This window comes from Rhodopirellula sp. UBA1907 (assembly GCF_002337565.1).
GTDB lineage: Bacteria > Planctomycetota > Planctomycetia > Pirellulales > Pirellulaceae > Rhodopirellula > Rhodopirellula europaea.
Map to the genome: position 1 here is coordinate 1 of NZ_DDGH01000053.1, position 17,861 is coordinate 17,861.

Annotated in this window: 13 protein-coding genes; 10 read left to right on the plus strand and 3 right to left on the minus strand. The window is 56.1% G+C overall.

Annotated features, from left to right (window positions below):
- The first annotated feature begins 24 nt into the window (after positions 1-24).
- The 6 genes from B2R17_RS11065 (at position 25) to B2R17_RS11090 (ending at position 7,019) form a co-directional block, all read left to right on the plus strand.
- Positions 25-306: a tyrosine-type recombinase/integrase gene (locus B2R17_RS11065; protein ID WP_414707299.1), complete on the plus strand. Its 282-nt coding sequence runs from the start codon at positions 25-27 to the stop codon at positions 304-306.
- A 779-nt stretch (positions 307-1,085) separates the two neighbouring features.
- A complete protein-coding gene (locus tag B2R17_RS11070; RefSeq protein WP_286764028.1) occupies positions 1,086-3,557 on the plus strand; it encodes a hypothetical protein in 2,472 nt (823 codons plus the stop codon).
- A gap of 82 nt (positions 3,558-3,639) precedes the next feature.
- Positions 3,640-3,963, plus strand: a complete 324-nt coding sequence (locus B2R17_RS11075; protein WP_286764029.1) for a J domain-containing protein — start codon at positions 3,640-3,642, stop codon at positions 3,961-3,963.
- Complete coding sequence (gene grpE, locus B2R17_RS11080) at positions 3,960-4,844, plus strand: nucleotide exchange factor GrpE (RefSeq protein WP_286764030.1); 885 nt, start codon at positions 3,960-3,962, stop codon at positions 4,842-4,844. Before B2R17_RS11075 ends, grpE begins: the two co-directional genes overlap by 4 nt.
- A gap of 71 nt (positions 4,845-4,915) precedes the next feature.
- The gene (locus B2R17_RS11085; RefSeq protein WP_286764031.1) at positions 4,916-6,724 is read left to right on the plus strand and encodes an Hsp70 family protein; all 1,809 of its coding nucleotides are present in this window, start codon (positions 4,916-4,918) and stop codon (positions 6,722-6,724) included.
- Complete coding sequence (locus tag B2R17_RS11090) at positions 6,717-7,019, plus strand: hypothetical protein (protein ID WP_286764032.1); 303 nt, start codon at positions 6,717-6,719, stop codon at positions 7,017-7,019. Before B2R17_RS11085 ends, B2R17_RS11090 begins: the two co-directional genes overlap by 8 nt.
- A 65-nt stretch (positions 7,020-7,084) precedes the next feature.
- Here B2R17_RS11090 and B2R17_RS11095 read toward each other — a convergent pair whose 3' ends face one another.
- The 3 genes from B2R17_RS11095 to B2R17_RS11105 form a co-directional block, all read right to left on the minus strand.
- Positions 7,085-7,435 (minus strand): MGMT family protein, encoded by a 351-nt coding sequence (locus B2R17_RS11095; protein ID WP_286764033.1) that lies wholly within the window; start codon positions 7,433-7,435, stop codon positions 7,085-7,087.
- A 446-nt stretch (positions 7,436-7,881) separates the two neighbouring features.
- Complete coding sequence (locus tag B2R17_RS11100; RefSeq protein WP_008656950.1) at positions 7,882-8,664, minus strand: LON peptidase substrate-binding domain-containing protein; 783 nt, start codon at positions 8,662-8,664, stop codon at positions 7,882-7,884.
- A gap of 3 nt (positions 8,665-8,667) precedes the next feature.
- Entirely contained in the window at positions 8,668-9,414 is a 747-nt protein-coding gene (locus B2R17_RS11105; protein ID WP_286764034.1) for a Bax inhibitor-1/YccA family protein, read from the minus strand.
- A gap of 490 nt (positions 9,415-9,904) precedes the next feature.
- On the opposite strand from B2R17_RS11105, the gene B2R17_RS11110 reads away from it, so the two are divergent.
- The 4 genes from B2R17_RS11110 to B2R17_RS11125 all read left to right on the plus strand — a co-directional run bounded on the left by B2R17_RS11110 (position 9,905) and on the right by B2R17_RS11125 (position 17,846).
- Entirely contained in the window at positions 9,905-10,501 is a 597-nt protein-coding gene (locus B2R17_RS11110; RefSeq protein WP_286764035.1) for a dCTP deaminase, read from the plus strand.
- Between the two features lie 473 nt (positions 10,502-10,974).
- Positions 10,975-13,704 (plus strand): pyruvate dehydrogenase (acetyl-transferring), homodimeric type, encoded by a 2,730-nt coding sequence (gene aceE / locus B2R17_RS11115; RefSeq protein ID WP_286764036.1) that lies wholly within the window; start codon positions 10,975-10,977, stop codon positions 13,702-13,704.
- Positions 13,705-13,841: 137 nt separating this feature from the next.
- Positions 13,842-15,251 (plus strand): 2-oxo acid dehydrogenase subunit E2, encoded by a 1,410-nt coding sequence (locus tag B2R17_RS11120; RefSeq protein WP_286764037.1) that lies wholly within the window; start codon positions 13,842-13,844, stop codon positions 15,249-15,251.
- 228 nt (positions 15,252-15,479) lie between these two features.
- A complete protein-coding gene (locus tag B2R17_RS11125; protein ID WP_286764038.1) occupies positions 15,480-17,846 on the plus strand; it encodes a beta-agarase in 2,367 nt (788 codons plus the stop codon).
- Positions 17,847-17,861: the final 15 nt, after the last annotated feature.

Genomic DNA, 17,861 nt, shown 5'->3' on the forward strand with positions numbered 1-17,861 from the left:
ACGGGCCGTATCCATCGGCATCACTTGCACGCGAGCACCTTCCCAACTCATTTGCGACGCGCGGTGGAGCGGGCGGGGATTCTGAAGCATGTGACGAGCCACACGTTCCGCCATTGTTTTGCGACTCATTTGTTATGGTCCGGGACGGACATTCGTCAGATCCAACAGTTGTTGGGGCACAGTGATGTGAAGACGACGGAGATCTACACGCACGTGCGGAATCCGAACGAGGCGAAGGTGGTCAGCCCTCTCGACCGATTGGTGCAGGACGAGGAGGTGGCTGTGGGTTGCGCTCGAGCCGACTGAGGGCCTCAGTCGGCTACAGCGTTGGATGGAGTTGGAGCGGGGCTTTTGCCCCGAGCTAAGCATGACGGCCCCATCCGGGGCGAAACCCAGACGCCAACCACCATTTATTTTTCAAACGTCCCCCAAAGATCCAGTGCCAGGTGGGACCTGGGCTACGAGCGACCGACTTGCTGGCGCGGCGGCGTTGAACAGGGGAGTGGCAAGTCCTTTTGCAGTTTGCAATTGTCAATTTCGCTTTTTCAATCGACTGGGGTGTTTGCGTTCGACCTCCCCTCGCTTCGCTCGACCCTCCTGCCAGGAGGGTGAATTGGTTCTTTTGCTGGACGCTCGCTTTCCGACCCGTTTCGCTTGGAGTCGTCGATTTTGTTGTGGGTTGGCCGTTCTTGGCCGACATCCAAAACTCCGACGGGCAAGAGTGCCCATCACAACGCGACGCGTTAGCGAGGGACGCCCCCCAACTTCTACGACGGCCCCATCCGGGGCGAAACCCAGACGCCATCCACCATTTATTTTTCGAACGTCGCCAAAGAAACAGTGCCAGGTGGAGTATCAGATGGTGGGTGGCACCATGCGTTGCTCATCGTTCCCGTGATCCCCTCGTTGGTCTTGTTCTTGTTGGCATCCATCGTGGCACTTGAGAAACGCGGACTCGTTCACGGGTTGTCAGTTCATGGCGGAACGAGTGACAATCACGCAAAATCGTAGCAGGCCAGGGCGTGTTTGGATCCGGCACCACTGCTTTCCTGTTCAGTCCACATTCAACATGCAAGGTTCTCGCGGTGGCCTCGAAATCCAAGAAGAAAAAGAAGGGGCAGCGAGGCTCGAAGGCTTCCAACAGCCCCACCCGAGTCATCGACGTGCGACAAGCGATGACGCAACATCTGCATGACGCCGCGTTCATGAGACTGGATCAACTTCTCGACGCGGAAGCGGGATCAACTCACTTGGCACTTGCCGCCGACGTGTTCACGCTTGGATCCAAAGCGGCCGAATCGTTTGTCTTCCTTCCCAAGGATCCATCTGCGCTGTTGGCCAGGATCGACTCAATCCTTGAACGTCTGAAGATCAACGATTCGTCCACGACCGGCGAATCGGATCGCGTCGATGTCATTCTCGAGTCAGCCAAACGTTTGCGGAACATCTTCGGTGGGGAAGCGATTGCGGATTCCGATCTGCTAGGCGTGATGGCGGATCAAGCGATCGCCAAACCCGAACTCAGAGAACGGTTGCCAAACGAACTGGCAGAAGAGACTCGGCTTATCGTGGAAGCTCTCGAACACGTCGAGGCGGGCCGGGATGAAGAAGCTTTGTCCGTCCTCAAACCGATCGGATTCCGCTCGGTGATGGCGCCCTGGCGTCTCCTCATTCGCGGCATGGCTCACTTCTACGGGGACCGAAGGGACGAAGCGTTGGAAACGTGGAAACGGTTGCCCGCGGACCGTTTGCCCCATGCCATGGCTCGTGCGATTCTGGGAACCGTGAGTGTGGCGTTTCCGGGTCAGACCAAGGTCGACAAACGAAATTTGGCAGGTCTGACAAAGAACAAGCAGCCCGACTTGCTGGACATCCGAAACGACTTGCAAGAATTGTTCGAGGGAGCACTGTTCCACGAAGTCCTTCAGAAGATCAACACTTGGGAGAAAGAAGGGTGGATCTCTCCAGCCACTCGCAATGCTCTGCACGACGCCATCTACACACAATTGTTGATAACGAGCACTCCCGATCAGGCCGGTGCGATCTACGCCAAACTTCGCCCACCGGCTTGGGACCCCAAGCTGGCATTGCCCAAGGCAATCGGACAGTTCTTTTCAGGCGATCCGGCCGACCCCCATGCTCATGCCCAGATAGATCGGTTCGTCGAATCAACTCAAAGCAATCCGCACCTATCGGATTCCGATCGGACCGCGATCAAAGCCGTGGTGAACGCCAGCATAGCGTTCTTCCTCGGCACGTTGGTGAAACGCTTCAATGATGAACTTCTTCCTGATGCCGATGGGGACTCGGATTCGCTGAAAACGATCCAAGTCATCGGAAAACAATATCTGGAGCGATTGTTGAATGCCGTCCAAGCGTGCCCGCATTGGGACGCGCCGCTTGAGCATGCCCCCTTTGCGGGCATCGATCCCATTCTGCTTCCCCGAGAATTGATCTGCGAGATACATGAAACCCGTTTGAAAGCTCGGGGTGATGATCTCGGAGTCCTCTTTTCCGCAGCTGAATCTTATATCCAAACCGACCTGCAACGCACTCGTCCACTGGTGCAGCAGTTGATTCAGATCGCACCGCGTGACCAGCGCACGATCCGTCTCGCATGGAATCTGAGCACACTGTCCTTCATCGCCGCGATCCAAAATGGGAAAACGGATGAAGCTGAACAGCACCTCGAGTTGCTCAGCTCAAACGTGCCTTCCGATCAGCCGGACGGTTTGCTGGAACTGTACCGTGCCATCTGCCAGTTGGCGCAAGACCCCGACACCGATGTGGAATCTTGTCTCGTCAAAAACGATGAGTTGAAGGTGCCTCGCTTTGCATCGTTGCTTCTGTTGGAAGCGATCTCCGCCAGGTGTGGGTTGCCAGCCAAAACCCGCAAAAAACTTCGCGACGCGCGCAAGCCGCTTTCGAAATCGCCATCGTTGCAAGCCGTATCGTCCGCCTGTGACAAGGCGGGTCGTATGTTGGTGAACGAAAAGCTCGACTTCCCTGGCCGTGCAGGCATGAAGAAGGAGCTGATCACTGTGGCCAAACGAGCGTTGACCCAATCGAAAATCGATGCTTACGACATCGAAATGGCGAACACCATCGGCGTCTTTGCTGTTCTCGCCCAAGATGACGTCCTGCGCCGACGATTTTTGCAAGCCACACCCCGCCACATCGATTGGCACATCGTCAGCTTGGTCCGAGCGTTAGGAGTCGATTTGGAGCTCGCTTCGTCCATCCTTTCCGATGTGGTGTACGCGGATCCCGCTGCCTCCAACAGTCTGCCCGCTGAACTGCGTCCAATTGCCCTGCGACTCTATGAAGCCAGCGAGGAGCATTACAACGAAGGCATGTACTCGGATGACGACGACATGGACTTCGAATTTCTAGACGTTGACGACATCCCGGATGACGTTATGAATTCGATCCCGCCCGAGATGCTGCTGGCGTATATGCAGGACCCGGAGGCGATGGAAGCGCAAATGAGACAAATGATGCCAGGCAAACTTGCTGACGCTTTGCTCGAGGTGCTCGCGCGGCGTGTGCGAGGTTGATTCCACTCCAACGCTTCCTGCCGTCTTCTCGACCTCTCTCGCTTAAAAATCAATTCACTGTTTGACAGACAAGAACATCGTCATGAGCCCCTCGAATCAAGATCCCTTCGAAGTCCTTGGCCTGGACGCGAAGGCAACGACCGCTGAGATTCGCGCCCGGTACTTGGAACTGGTGCGTCAACATCCACCCGAACGTGACGCCGATCGGTTTGCTGAAATTCACGATGCGTACACAGCCGTTGGAGATCCGATTCGAGTTTGGTCCAGCCGACTGTTCGCCCCTGAACTCCCCCATTTCAGTGACGTCATTGACCAGTTTCAATTTCAACCTCAACGCTTGCCCACCGATGCGTTGCTTCGTTGTGCTCAACGACTCCATCAATCCAACCGTGGACCAGCGAAGTGAACATTCCCGCAGAAGACGACTGGCCCCAAACGCGAGCGGCAATCAAAGACAGGTTGCTCGAATGGATCGACACAGCAGGCGAAACCTACCACGGGCGACAACAAATGGCGAGTATGCTGGCGGAACTGGACCATCAATGGAATTCCGATGCGTCTGCCCCGCCACACGCTGCCCTTCCGCATGCACCCGCCGCAGCCTCGCTTCATGGACTGGGGCAAATCACTCGCGACCTGACCGCACTGCGGCATGAACTGAAGCTCAACACGAAACAAAACCGGTCGCTTTCAGATACGCTCGCCAGTGACGCGGAACGGATCGTTGCGGCCAGCGACGCGTTGCTGGAACAACTCCGCGAAAACTCGACTCGGACAACTGCCGGCCAATCGCCCACGGGGCAACAAGTGTCACCCGCAGATGCGTCGATGTCGGAAACGACTCGTTCAGCGATCACCGCCATCGTAGAAGTCGACGAAGCGCTCTCGCGGCTCACACAAGCTTTCGAAGCCGCGGTGCGAGATTGCCCGGAGCCGCCCACCACGGTGGCCACCGGATGGTTTGGTCGTCGCAAACTCGAAGAGCACGAACAACTCTGGCAAACCGCTTGGCAATCCAGAAATCAATCCCTCAACGGGCTGGCGGAAGGCCTGAGATTGACCACGCAGCGAATGAGTCAACAATTGGCATCACTGAATATCCAACGTGTGGGAGTCGCCGGGGACGCCTTTGATCCGCAAACGATGCAGGTGTTGGAAGTCCAACCCTCTTCGGAACATCCCATTGGCACTGTCCTGCGGGTTCTGCGAACCGGGTATCAACAAGCAACATGGTTGATTCGTCCCGCACAAGTTGTCACGGCCCAGGCCGTCACCACAAATTCTTGAGCCGAACTCTTCCCATCGATGCGTTCCACGCGTCATCCTCCAACGACTGACCATCCATTCAAGGAAACAGAATGCAACCGACGATCGGGATCGATTTAGGGACCACCAACAGCGTGGTCGCCGTCGTTGAAAACGGCACTCCCCGAGTGATCAAGAACCCGGAAACGGGTGAGGCTGTCCTGCCCAGTGTCGTTGGGCTGGATCCGACCGGCAATTTGTTGGTTGGTCAACCTGCGCTCAATCAAGCCGCCTTGTTTCCTGAATCGACGATTCGCAGCGTCAAGCGAAAGATGGGTGAGCATGTCCAACTCACTCTCGGTGCAAAACAACTTTCGCCGCCTGAAGTTTCCGCCGTGATCCTCGGACGCCTGCGTCAGTGGGCAGAACAAGACCTCGGATGCGAAGTCAACCGCGCCGTGATCACCGTGCCCGCCTACTTCGATGACGGCCAACGAGAAGCCACCCGCCACGCCGGCGAACTGGCGGGATTGGAAGTGTTGAGGATCGTGAACGAACCAACCGCTGCTGCCTTGGTTTACGATTCGCAAAGTCACGATCCACACAAAGTGCTCGTCTATGACTTGGGCGGTGGCACGTTTGATGTTTCGATCGTTGCCATTGAATCCGGCGTCGTCGAAGTCCTGGCCACGTTTGGCGACACGCACCTCGGCGGGGACGACTTTGACGCACTCCTGTGCAACCAATTGGTAAACGCAACGGGGGATTTGAAAGATTCAATTCTCGCTGATGTCGGTGCGATGGCACGTTTGTCCTTGTCAGCCGAAGCGGCCAAGCGACGTCTGAGCTTCGACACATTCACCCAGGTCGCGGAAGAGTTCTTGTTGCCCGGGAATCCATCCAGCCACCTGGAAACGACCCTGGAACGGGATGATTACGAACAGTCCATCGAGCCACTTTTGGATCGAACGATCTCGTGTGTCGATTCCGCCGTTAAAGATGCGGGATTGCATGCCGGCCAGCTCGACAAAGTGATCCTCGTCGGCGGCAGCACCCGGACACCTCTGGTCGAACAACTACTGACTCAGAAACTGGGGCACCGACCTTCCGCAGAAATTGATCCCGATCTTTGCGTGGCTTTGGGTGCTGCCGTGCAGGGTGCTCTGTTGTCAGGACAAGACGTCGACCGAGTCTTGATCGAAATCACGCCTCACACGCTTGGGATTCGCTGTGCCGAGGCTCGCGATCCGCTTGGGCCCGCGAATGCTTTTGCGCCCATCATTCCCCGCGGCAGCGCTCTTCCCTGTAAACGCTCGCAAACTTTCTACACCATGGTCCCAGGTCAGCCGGAGGTTTCGGCGGAGGTCTTCCAAGGAGAAGCCGCGGTCGTGACTGAAAACATTTTTGTTGGGGAAGTCGAACTGGCCGACCTGGATCCCGATTCACCCGCTGACAGTCCCATCTCGGTGACATTCACGATGAATCTGAACGGCATGCTGGAGGTCCGAGCTGTCGACCGACGAACCGGCAAAGAGGCTTCCGCTGAGATCAAACGCTTGAACGAATCATCAAAACAGGCAGGATCACAAACCGAGTTTAGTTCGGTTTCGGCGGACGAGATCTCAGAGATGCTCGGACGCGTCCCTGCAAGCCAGCCGTCTCAAACGGACGAGACCCAGTCGCCTCAAACGGACGAGGCACTCGAAGCTGAATCCAAACCCAGCAACACTTTGACACGGCGGCTCGATCAATTGATGCCATCGATCCACGCCACCCGCCAGAACGCTGACGAACAAGATGCAGAGGAGATCGATGACTTGGTGGCTGAGTTGAAAGCGGCCGCTGACAGCAACAACTCCGAAGCGTTTGCCGAAAAAGTCGAAGCGCTCGAAGACCTCCTTTTCTATCTCAACGATGCCTGATCTCAGCGACACCGCCACCGGCGAACTCCCGACAAGCCCAACACCGTTGTCATTGACCTGCCCCGTTTGCCATGCCAAACAGGTTGTCTCGGACCAATGTCGGCGCTGCCGTGCCGACTTATCGTCCATCAACGCACTGCGGCGCAGCGAGGCGGTCGCGTCGCTGGCTGCGCTCGTGAATTTGGTGGCGGGCAACCCATCGGACGCGAAGCAATCATTGCGGACCGTCGAGATGTTGGCTCCACAAAACGCGAAAGCACTGCAACACCTGCTTGCGACGCAGTCGGCTGATTGAACTCAAACGCGTGCGAGCGATTCAAACGAAGTCGGCCTCACGCGTTTGCGGCCGATGCATCCATCTCATTTCGACGAGGATGCAAACCTTCCCAGAGGTGAATCCACGACTCGCATGCGTTTCATCGTCACGCCTTCTTCTAGCAGTCGTTGCTCTTGCAAAGACGGGTTCACTGGCGGCAATCGCCCATCGTTGTAGACCACTCGCCACCAGGGCAACGCGTCGAACGATGTACCGAGTAATTGCCCCACCGCTCGGTGCCGACGTGGATAGCCCGCACGTGCGGCGACGTCGCCATAGCTGACCACTTCGCCCGGACGAAGCTTCTCAATCGTGCGAACGAACGCCGCTCGCATCGGATCTGATTCAGATTCGCGAACGGTCCACTCAGACGACTTTGCTGACTTCGATGGCATGGGCTCAGAATTCCACTCTGTTTTCGTTTCGAGACCGCGAACCTGATTTTAGTTGCATGCGTCTTGACTACCGACGATCATGTCGTCAACGGGTCGCGATTCCGCGTCGCGACAAAACTTCCGCACGTTCGCTTGTCTGTTCTGGTTGGCACCTGGGCAAGTGGCGTCGAACCATGTTTTTAAAGGAGGTGATCAAGTGGATTATTGCTGTACTAGCCAACGGGGTGGAAACCCTTGACGAAAGTCGGCGGGCTGACGCCAGGGTCAGCCACCCCACTCGCGATCACTTTCTAGAACGCGAGCATCGCCCGTTTGCTGAGATGGTTACCTTGGTCTCAGCAGACGGGTTTTTTATGCGCTGACCAATTCAGGCTCACGCATGTTTCAATCCCAGGCGTGTTCAAATTCGAACGAACATGTCACGAAGCATCGTTGCAGCGAATGCGTCAGTTCACGCTGAACGGCGGTGGAAAATCTTTTCGCGAGCGCGACGACTCGGCCAGATCGACGTCACCTTCTTCCACGCTGACCGATTGAAGATCCAATCCGCCTTTCTTGATCAAGCGAATCAAAGCTTCCGCTCGTTCATCCACATCCGACATCGCCAGCAATTTGATCTTTTCGTTCGGATCAAACGGCAACGTGTAAGCGATGATGTCGGTGATCGGCCCAACACCCATTTGACCAGCCATCAAATCGTGCAGCGACTTCTGTGAGCCTTCGCTGACCGGAATGATCTTGCCGAACGCTTCCAGCAAACGTTTCTTCAGATCCGCTCGCTTCTGCGTTCCGGCGGGCAGATAGAAGTCATCGATCAAATCGACTCGTGCGGTCCGGAATGAACGTCCGGTCTCCAGTTCGTGCCGAACGGTGGCACGACGGATTCCGACAATCAGAATGTTGTGCCGGTCGCCTTCGAGTTCCGCGTGCGAGATGATCTTGCCGACACAAACAGTCGGCGAGATTGGCGGCAACATGTTCAGCGGTAGCTTTTGCTTGGTCGCCTCATCGATCGCGACGTTGCCCTGTTGATTCGTCAACGTCGCCATCGTGATGAGGTGATCCGTCGACAATGCTTCTTGCAACATGTCGACGTAGCGAGGTTCGAACACATGCAAGGGTTGCATCGCATGGGGAAACAAAACCATTCCCGGTAGCGGAAACAACCGGACCAGCCCGTCGAAGTCATCCGGCAGACTGGTCACCCCTGTGATCGAATCAAAACTCATGAATCAGTCGCTGCTGGAGAAGGCAATCAAGATTCGCAGCACGTAATAGAACAGCAACGCGACCGAAGCAAACAATGCCAAAGAAGCGGCAACGTGCTGACGCGTGTCGTAGTGATGCAAAACATTGGAAGTGTCGTAAAGAATGTAGCCGCATGCCAAGGCAACCATCGCGGCACTGAAGAACAATCCCAACGAGAATCCGAAGAGCACGCCGCAAACGACTACGCCCATCGCAACCAAACCGGCGACAAACAAGTACGTTCCCCACGATGCGAGATCGACTCGCGTGAACATCACAAATCCTGTCAGACCAGCGAAGGTCAGTGTCGTGATGATCCCTGCCAAAATCGGAATCTGAGGCTGGTTCATCACGTGAATCGCGATGTACATCAGCGGCAGCATGATCACGGCTTGGGCGACCACATACAGCCCCAACCCAGCGTATTGCAGCCCGCGCGATTGCCCGCTGCTGGCCCACGAACGAGCCATCCAACTGACGGCCATGAAGGCACCCAAAACCAACAACCAACCGTAGCCGCCAGTCATTCGCTGAACCAGCATCGTCATCGTGTCAGCTGGCACCAAAGTGAACAGAACCACTTCCAATGCCAAAAACGCGAACACGGCTCCCGACAGGTGAGCGTAGGTGCGTCGGATAAATCCAATGCGTTCGTTTTCGTCCGCGTAGATCGCTGCGTTGCCGTAAGCGGCACCGTCGACACCGGACGAATAAGGATTCATGTTGCTCATGAGGTAACTCGTTTCAAAGGAAAGTCTGAATCGTTGCTGGTTTCACAAATTGGATTGCCAAAGCAATCGTCGCTCGCAAACTCCGCGGGGGAGGTCGCTATCCCCGAGGGTACAACGAGCGTTTGCCGGCTGCATCCAGGATGAACGATCCACTCGAAGATTTCACGGTCGTTTCTCACCGACTCGGCGGCTGAGAAGACGCTTTGTCGACGATCAGACAATTTGTGCGGTTCAAACCGGTTCTACGGAGCAAATCGGTTGTTGCTCGCTTCGAACATTTGGGTTTCCAGAAATATACCCCAATGCAACATCTTGGGGATCAATCGAGAGCTCGATGTGGTTAAATTGCCAGGAGCAGCCCACTGAACGATCCGCTTATTCCAACGCAATCCTCGCACCTTTCCTGAAACGCCAACGTGGCGATTTCTGGCAACATCTGGTGCCGCGTGATTGACTGATTCCCGGACCGTCTCGCTCCTCGACACATTCCGTGAAGGAAACACAGATCATGATCCTTTCCGGTCAAGACATTCAATCGCGGCTGGGCAAAGACATCGTGATCGATCCCTTCGATCCGTCTCGTTTGTCACCCAACAGCTACAACTTGACGCTTCACGACGAGCTTCTGGTCTACGAAGAAGTCGTTTTGGACTCAGCGTCACCCAACCGCTACCGCCGACTGGCCATTCCCGAGGAAGGCCTGACGCTGCAGCCCGGAACTTTGTATTTGGGCCGCACGACCGAACACACCGAAACGCATGGTTTGGTCCCGATCATCCAAGGGCGATCCTCCGTCGGTCGCTTGGGGCTTTTCCTGAATCCTGGCGGCAGCCTCGGGCACGCCGGATATCGCGGCACTTGGACGCTGGAATTGCACTGCGTCCAACCCGTCCGAATCTACCCGCACATTCAAATCTGCCAGATCACGTACTGGGAAATCAGCGGCGACAGCCCCGAGGAAGTCAGCGAGAAATATCAAAACAGCAACGATATTCAACCATCGCTGATGCATCGCGAATTGGGTTTCGACGATCGAGACACCCAACTGGAATTGGGCTTCGACGAAGCCATTCGCAGCACCTCCTGAGCCGCGGCAATCATTCCGCCGAATTCAGACGCGACCAAATGTCGCTGCTTCCGCTGACTCGTCAGATGCATTCAACACGAATGTCACCGCAGCAATCGTCACGAGGATCCGAGGCAACATCCGGTGCCGACGCCAAGCGACCAACGGTTCAATCGCCAATTTGGCCGGAATCAACCGCGTCCGGTGCATGGTCCGGCGAGAATTGGGGGCATCGTGACGGAACGGCCTCCTATTTCGATCTTCACAATCGCTTCACCAAGCTTTTTTGAACGCCGAAAAGGTGCTGAAGAAAAACTTTCGCCCTAGCCAAAGGGGGTTAGCACAACCAACTGTCCAGCAAACCTGAAACGGGCATTTCAGCGGCCCTTCCTAACCTTGCTGGAAACGTGCAAGAACGGCTAAACTACTAGGTCTGACTGAAAAACTCGACCTATCTGATCCAATCGTCCGCGAGCCGGAGTTCTCTACTCTCTATGTCCGAATCAAAATCCGTCGCTCAAGCTGAAATTTCCCAAAACCTTGGCGAATTGCAGCACTCGCCGGACGTCGATGTCGACTCCGCCGAAACCCAAGAGTGGATTTCATCCCTCGAATATGTCCTTCAGAGCAAAGGCCCCGAACGGGTCAAATTCCTGATCGATCAACTGCGTGACCGAGCCGCCGAAGAAGGCGTGCCCCTTTCCTCGGACACCTCGACGCCATACGTCAACACAATCCCACCTCACGAGCAGCCCGCTTACCCCGGCAACCGTGAACTCGAACGACGCATCAAATCGATCATTCGCTGGAATGCGATGGCCATGGTCGTCCGAGCCAACAAACGGCCCGGCGGCGTTGGTGGACACATCAGCACCTTCGCCAGCTCCGCAACACTCTACGAAGTCGCATTCAACCACTTCTTCCAAGGTCGCGGCGAAGACGGTTACTCCGGCGACTCGATCTACTTCCAAGGTCACGCGTCGCCCGGCATGTACTCGCGTGCCTACCTCGAAGGTCGCTTGTCCGACGAGAACCTCGATAACTTCCGTCGTGAGCTCGCACCCGGTGGCGGACTTTCCAGCTACCCACACCCTTGGTTGATGCCCGGCTTCTGGGAATACCCGACCGTCTCGATGGGCCTCGGTCCAATCATGGCGATCTACCAAGCCCGCTTCAACGAATACCTGAACGATCGCGGTATCAAAGACACCAAGGGCCAAAAGGTTTGGGCGTTCCTCGGTGACGGCGAGTGCGACGAACCTGAAACACTTGGCGCGATCGGATTGGCTTCGCGTGAGAAGCTCGACAACCTGATCTTCGTGATCAACTGCAACCTGCAGCGACTCGATGGTCCCGTTCGCGGTAACAGCAAGATCATTCAAGAACTCGAATCGATCTTCCACGGTGCCGGATGGAACGTCATCAAAGTCGTCTGGGGCGGCGAATGGGACGAACTGCTCGCTCGCGACACGACTGGTTTGCTCGCCAAACGTATGAACGAAGTCGTCGACGGCCAGTACCAAAAGTACACGTCGATGCCCGGCAGCTACATTCGCGAGCACTTCTTCGGCAAGTACCCCGAGCTTCTCGAGTTGGTTAAACATCTCTCAGACGAGAAGCTCGAAAAGATCCGCCGCGGCGGTCACGATCCGGAAAAGGTTTACGCGGCTTATCACCGTGCAACCACACTGAACAACGGCAAACCGACCGTGATTTTGGCCAAAACGGTCAAGGGTTACGGACTCGGCGAAGCCGGTGAGGGACGCAACGTTGCTCACAACCAAAAGAAGATGAACGAAGCCGAGTTGCTGGAATTCCGAACTCGTTTTGGCATTCCAATCAGCGACGAAAAAGTTGGCGACGCTCCGTTTTACAAACCGCCAGCGAACAGCAACGAGATCAAGTATCTCAAAGATCGTCGCGAATCACTCGGGGGGCCGGTTCCAAGTCGTCCAACCGAACATCCGACGCTCGAAGTTCCTTCGCTCGATGAGTTCCGCAAGCTGATCGGCAAGCTTGAGGACAAAGAGTGCAGCACAACGTTCGCCGTCGTTCAAATGCTAACGGCGATGTGCCGCGACAAGAAAATCGGCAAGTACGTTGTGCCGATCGTTCCGGACGAATCGCGTACCTTCGGTATGGAAGGCATGTTCCGCCAGTTCGGTATCTATGCCCACGCCGGACAGCTCTATGAGCCGATGGATTCGGACCAAATCTCGTTCTACAAAGAAGCCCAAGACGGCCAAATCTTGGAAGAAGGCATCACCGAATGCGGTTCGATGTCCAGCTTCAACGCTGCCGGCACAGCGTACAGTTGTCATGGCGTGAACATGATCCCGCTGTACATCTACTACAGCATGTTCGGGTTCCAACGTGTTGGCGATTCGATATGGGCTGCCGCAGATATGCGAGCCAAAGGTTTCCTCGTCGGTGGTACCGCCGGCCGAACAACGCTCAACGGCGAAGGCTTGCAGCACCAAGACGGGCACAGCCTGCTCAACGCAATCGCGTTCCCAACCGTGCGTGCCTACGACCCTGCATTCGCGTATGAAGTCATCGTCATCATCCAAGAAGGCCTGCAACGGATGTATGCCGATGGCGAAGAATGCATGTACTACATCACCGCTGAAAACGATCCTTACACGCATCCAAAGATGCCTGAAGGTTGCGAAGAAGGCATCATCAAGGGGATGTACAAGTTCAACAGCCGCGAAGTGGACGGTGCCAAGGCTCGTGTTCAACTGTTCGGCAGCGGTGCGATCCTGAACAGTGCTTTGAAAGCTCAAGAAATCTTGGCCGAGAAGTACAACATTGCCAGCGACGTTTGGTCGGTGACCAGCTACACGTTGCTGCGTCGCGAAGCTCACTCCGTCGAGCGTTGGAATCGTTTGCATCCCACCGAGACGCCTCGCAAAAGCTACCTGGAAGAAGTGCTCGAAGGAGTCGAAGGCCCATTCATCTCGGCCAGCGACTACGTGCGTGCTCTCGGCGAACAGCTCACTCCTTGGATCCCGGGCGACTACTACGTCTTGGGCACCGACGGCATGGGCCGCAGCGAAACTCGCGAAGCACTCCGTCGCCACTTCGAAGTCGATGCGGAATCGATCACCATCGCTGCTCTGGGTCGCCTGGCAAAAGCCGGAACGTTCGAAGCTGCCGACGTGGCACAAGCGATCAAAGACCTGGATTACGATCCCGATAAAGTCGATCCTTACTTCGCCTAGTTTTGATCGCAAAACGCGAACGTCGTTCGCAACGCATGGCCCAAATTTGAATCGTCCCCGAAACACCGGGGACTTGGCCACCGTCGAACGACCGAGCGTCTCAACCTTCTCCAATCACACTCTGACATATCTTTCCCATGACTGAAGTCAAACTCCCCGAACTCGGCGACGGCATCGAATCTGGCGATGTCCTTGAAATTTTCGTTTCTGTCGGCGATGTGATCACCGCCGGTCAAGACATCGTGGAAATGGAAACGGACAAAGCAACCGTTCCCGTGCCGAGCGACGTGGGCGGCAAAGTCACCAAGATTTCGGTTGGCGAAGGTGACACGGTGCCAATCGGCGGCGTGTTGATCGAAGTGGAAGCTGCCGCCGGAGCTGAATCCGCTTCTGCACCGGCTGCTCCAGCGGAACCGGAAAAGAAGCCTGAACCCAAACCAGAACCTCAGGCGGAAGCACCTGCTCCCGAACCCGCCGCACCTCCTGCTGCAAAACCAGCCGCACCTGCGGCACCACCCGTTGCTCAACCCGTCGCAACACCAGCCGCTCAAACTCCCGCGGTCGCGGACGAACCCGATGCACCCGTCGACGGCGGTGGATCAATCCCAGCCGGTCCAGCGATCCGCCGCTTCGCTCGCGAAACGGGCGTGAACCTGGCTAGCGTGACCGGAACCGGTGCTGGTGGACGAATCACTCGCGACGATGTTTTGGCCGTCGTCCGATCGGCCAGCCAAAAGGCTGCCGCACCTGCTGCGAAACCAGCCCCATCGGCTGGCGCGGCTGCACCTCGAACCAACGCCACTTCGGGCGATCTTCCGGGAACTCCCGACACGGACGACTACGGCCCGATTCGCGTCGAACGAATGAGCAAGATCCGTAAAACGATCTCGGCTCAAATGCACCTGTCTTGGTCCACCGTTCCACGCGTGACCAACTTCGACGATGCCGACATCACAGATCTGGAACGCCTTCGCCAGAGCAGCAAAGACGACTACGCCGCTCAAGGTCTCAAGCTGACCACGATGCCTTTCTTGGTCAAAGCCGTCGCAACGGCTCTTCGTCATCACCCATCACTCAACGCGGTGATCGATTCCGAAAACCAGCAAGTCATCTACAAGGATTACGTCAACATCGGCATCGCGGTCGACACCGACAACGGCTTGGTCGTTCCCGTGATGCACAACGCTGACCAAATGGGCATTCCCGATACCGCTCGCAACATCGCCGAGATGGCTGGCAAAGTTCGTGGCGGCAAGTTCGGAGTCAACGACCTGCGTGGTGGATCGTTCACGATCAGCAACCTGGGCGCGATCGGCGGCCAGTACAGCACACCGATTGTCAACGTTCCCGAAGTCGCCATCCTGTTGGTCGGCCGCTCGCGAAAGTTGCCCGTTGTCATGCCCGACGATTCGATCCAACCTCGCCTGATGATGCCGCTCAGCCTCTCGTACGACCACCGCTTGGTCGACGGCGGAACCGCAGCCCGCTTCCTCAACGATGTGATCGGATACCTGCAGGCCCCAAGCCGTCTGTTGCTAGCTCTCTGATCTCAGAGCCAGGCGATCTGCTCTGATCACTTGATTGAACCATGAAAAGGCCGAGTCATTCCGACTCGGTCTTTTTTTGTGCCATCACATTCGAAGCGAATCGCAACTCTGGGTTTGCTCCGCACTAAGTCCATACGCTCCGCACTAAGTCCATACATTGGACAAAGGCATTCATCGTGACGATCATTGGTTGTTCCCCACACCCAAGTCACCGGTCACAGCACACAGATGAAACTGATTCACGCCGTTGTTCTCGTTTGTCTTTCTTTGTTCACCACGAGCCTGCAAGCTCAACCGTCGCCGGGCACCAATCAGTTGAGTGATGAAGGCATCGCTCGAAAAGCGGCGCATGCCTATCTTTTCAACCAGTTTACAAACGGCAAAGAGACGACCTATCGCGGCGAAGGTGACGACCGCGATCTTGTCGAACTGGTCCTTTCCAACGAAACGTTCCAGCTCAGCGGAGACGTTTCGATCGAATTGCCGCCCGGAAGCCAGCGGGTCGCATCGTTGTTCAAATACATCATCCTTCGCGGCGAAAACCTAAATCATCTCGGCGGCATTGACGTCGCTCCCTATTCCGGTGGCGGAACGGTGGAACGCAGCACGCAAGAACCCAAGCTGTATCGTTTCAAACCGCCCGCGATGCCCGTCCCCAGCGAAGACATGCCACCAATTCGCATTCGCACTCGTTGCGCCGCAGGGAAGACGGCAACCGTCACACAGATCGCTTTTAACTCACAAGGCAAACTGCCGGTGAAGTTCGACGACATCCCCTATCGAACCCTGGGAGCCGATCAACCTCGCGTTCCGGTCAGCGTGCGTGTCGACCTGCAACACGAACTTTCCATTGCCGGCCACGTCGACCTGGAACGCGAAAAGTTCTTTCGCTACTACGCCGCACCGGGCACATCCGACCCAAGCTTTGAACGTTGGGCCAGCGAACACAACTTTTCTCCGGGCCGCCAAATTTTCAAACTCGATCCCGCCTTGGTGGTCGGCTACGGTCCGGGCGAAAAACTGAAGGAAGATCCCAATAACAAAGGAGCCGCTGACCTCACGTTCTTCGAGCGTCATGATTCATCCGCCCCCAAAACGATCCCCGCGTTTGAGGACGCTGATTATGCGATGTGTTTGAACGACTACCCAGAGTTCATGTCCGTCGAACACGTCGGGCGCGGCACACCCTTGATCGAACACTTTGGAGACGCGGCTGATCTTGCCGCCGCACACATTGCCGACCAAGAGGCAGACGGTGGACGGACCGCGAAATGGTGGGAAGTCAAAAACGAGTCCACCATCAAAGCCGAGTGGGACTACCACTATAAAAAGCACCGTGATTCTTGGGCCTTGCTCGCCGAGTTCCACAACGATGTCGCCAAAGCGGTGCACGCGAAGACTCCGTCGGTCAATGTCGGCGGCCCGACCTCCGCGTGGATGCAATTGCATGTCAATCAATTTGGACTCTATCGCGACCAAGCTCGGTTCATGGATCTAACCCGTGATCATCTGGACTTCTACTCCCACCATTTCTACGAAGACAAGGGATCGCTCGGTGCCTGGGAACGTCGCGACAAAGGTTACTCGGGGTACCTACTCGGTCGTCTCGAAGCCACGCTCGACATGTTGCGAGCTCACATGGAAGAAACGGACAACGTCAAACCGATCCTGATCACCGAGTGTGGTTCACTCCAAGCTGGCCGCGGCGCAGCGGACTATTGGCTGCGTCTGCGATCTTTCAGTGCCTTCTTGCACAAACTCATGAGCCGTCCGCATCAAATTGATTTGTCGGTCCCGTTTGTATTCACGAACATGCACTGGAACCCGAACAGCGGCAACGTCGCCTTCGTTCCGACCGAAGGTGCTTCGGCGAGAGGCCCGCTGGCCGACTTTGAACCCACACCAGTCGCACACTTTTTCGAACTGTGGCGTGATTTCGATGGCAGACGACTTCCAGTTGAAACCAGCGGGCTGGCCCCTGTGGGATTGAACGCGACGGCTGTCTATCAAGGCAATCGCCTGCAACTTGCACTGACCAACATGACAAGTCGTCAACTCAGCGTTGACCTGTCCGACATCGCAAGCGACACCCTGAACGCATCATCCATTCACCAGCGGCGACTACGATACAACGACGGCCAAGTCATCTACGAAGACGCGATCTCTCTGCCTCATTCGAAGGCGGTTCCAGTCGACGCGGAGGAAACAACCGTTGTGACGTTCTCGTTTGACAAAATGATCCAACCGGCCAAAAAACTTCATCGTGAATTTGCTTACGCTGCAGGTACGGCCGTGACCGCCGATCAATCGCGTGCGTTCCAAATCGAAATTCATGACGCATCAAAAATCGATTCGGCGAAACTGGTCATCGGGATTCATCGCAACAGCGGACTGGAAGAAGCCGTTGCCGGAACCTTCAATGGACAGTCTTTTGAGTCTCACCCTGAATGGGCCCACGAGTTTGATCAACTGATGGCTCCGCTAGAGATTTCTATCTCCAAAGACTGGCTGCAGAAAAACAACCAAATTGAAATCAAATCCCAGCCTGGCTTGACCATCACTTCGGTCCACCTGATCCACGACCGCTTTGAGTGAGGCTATCGACGGCGG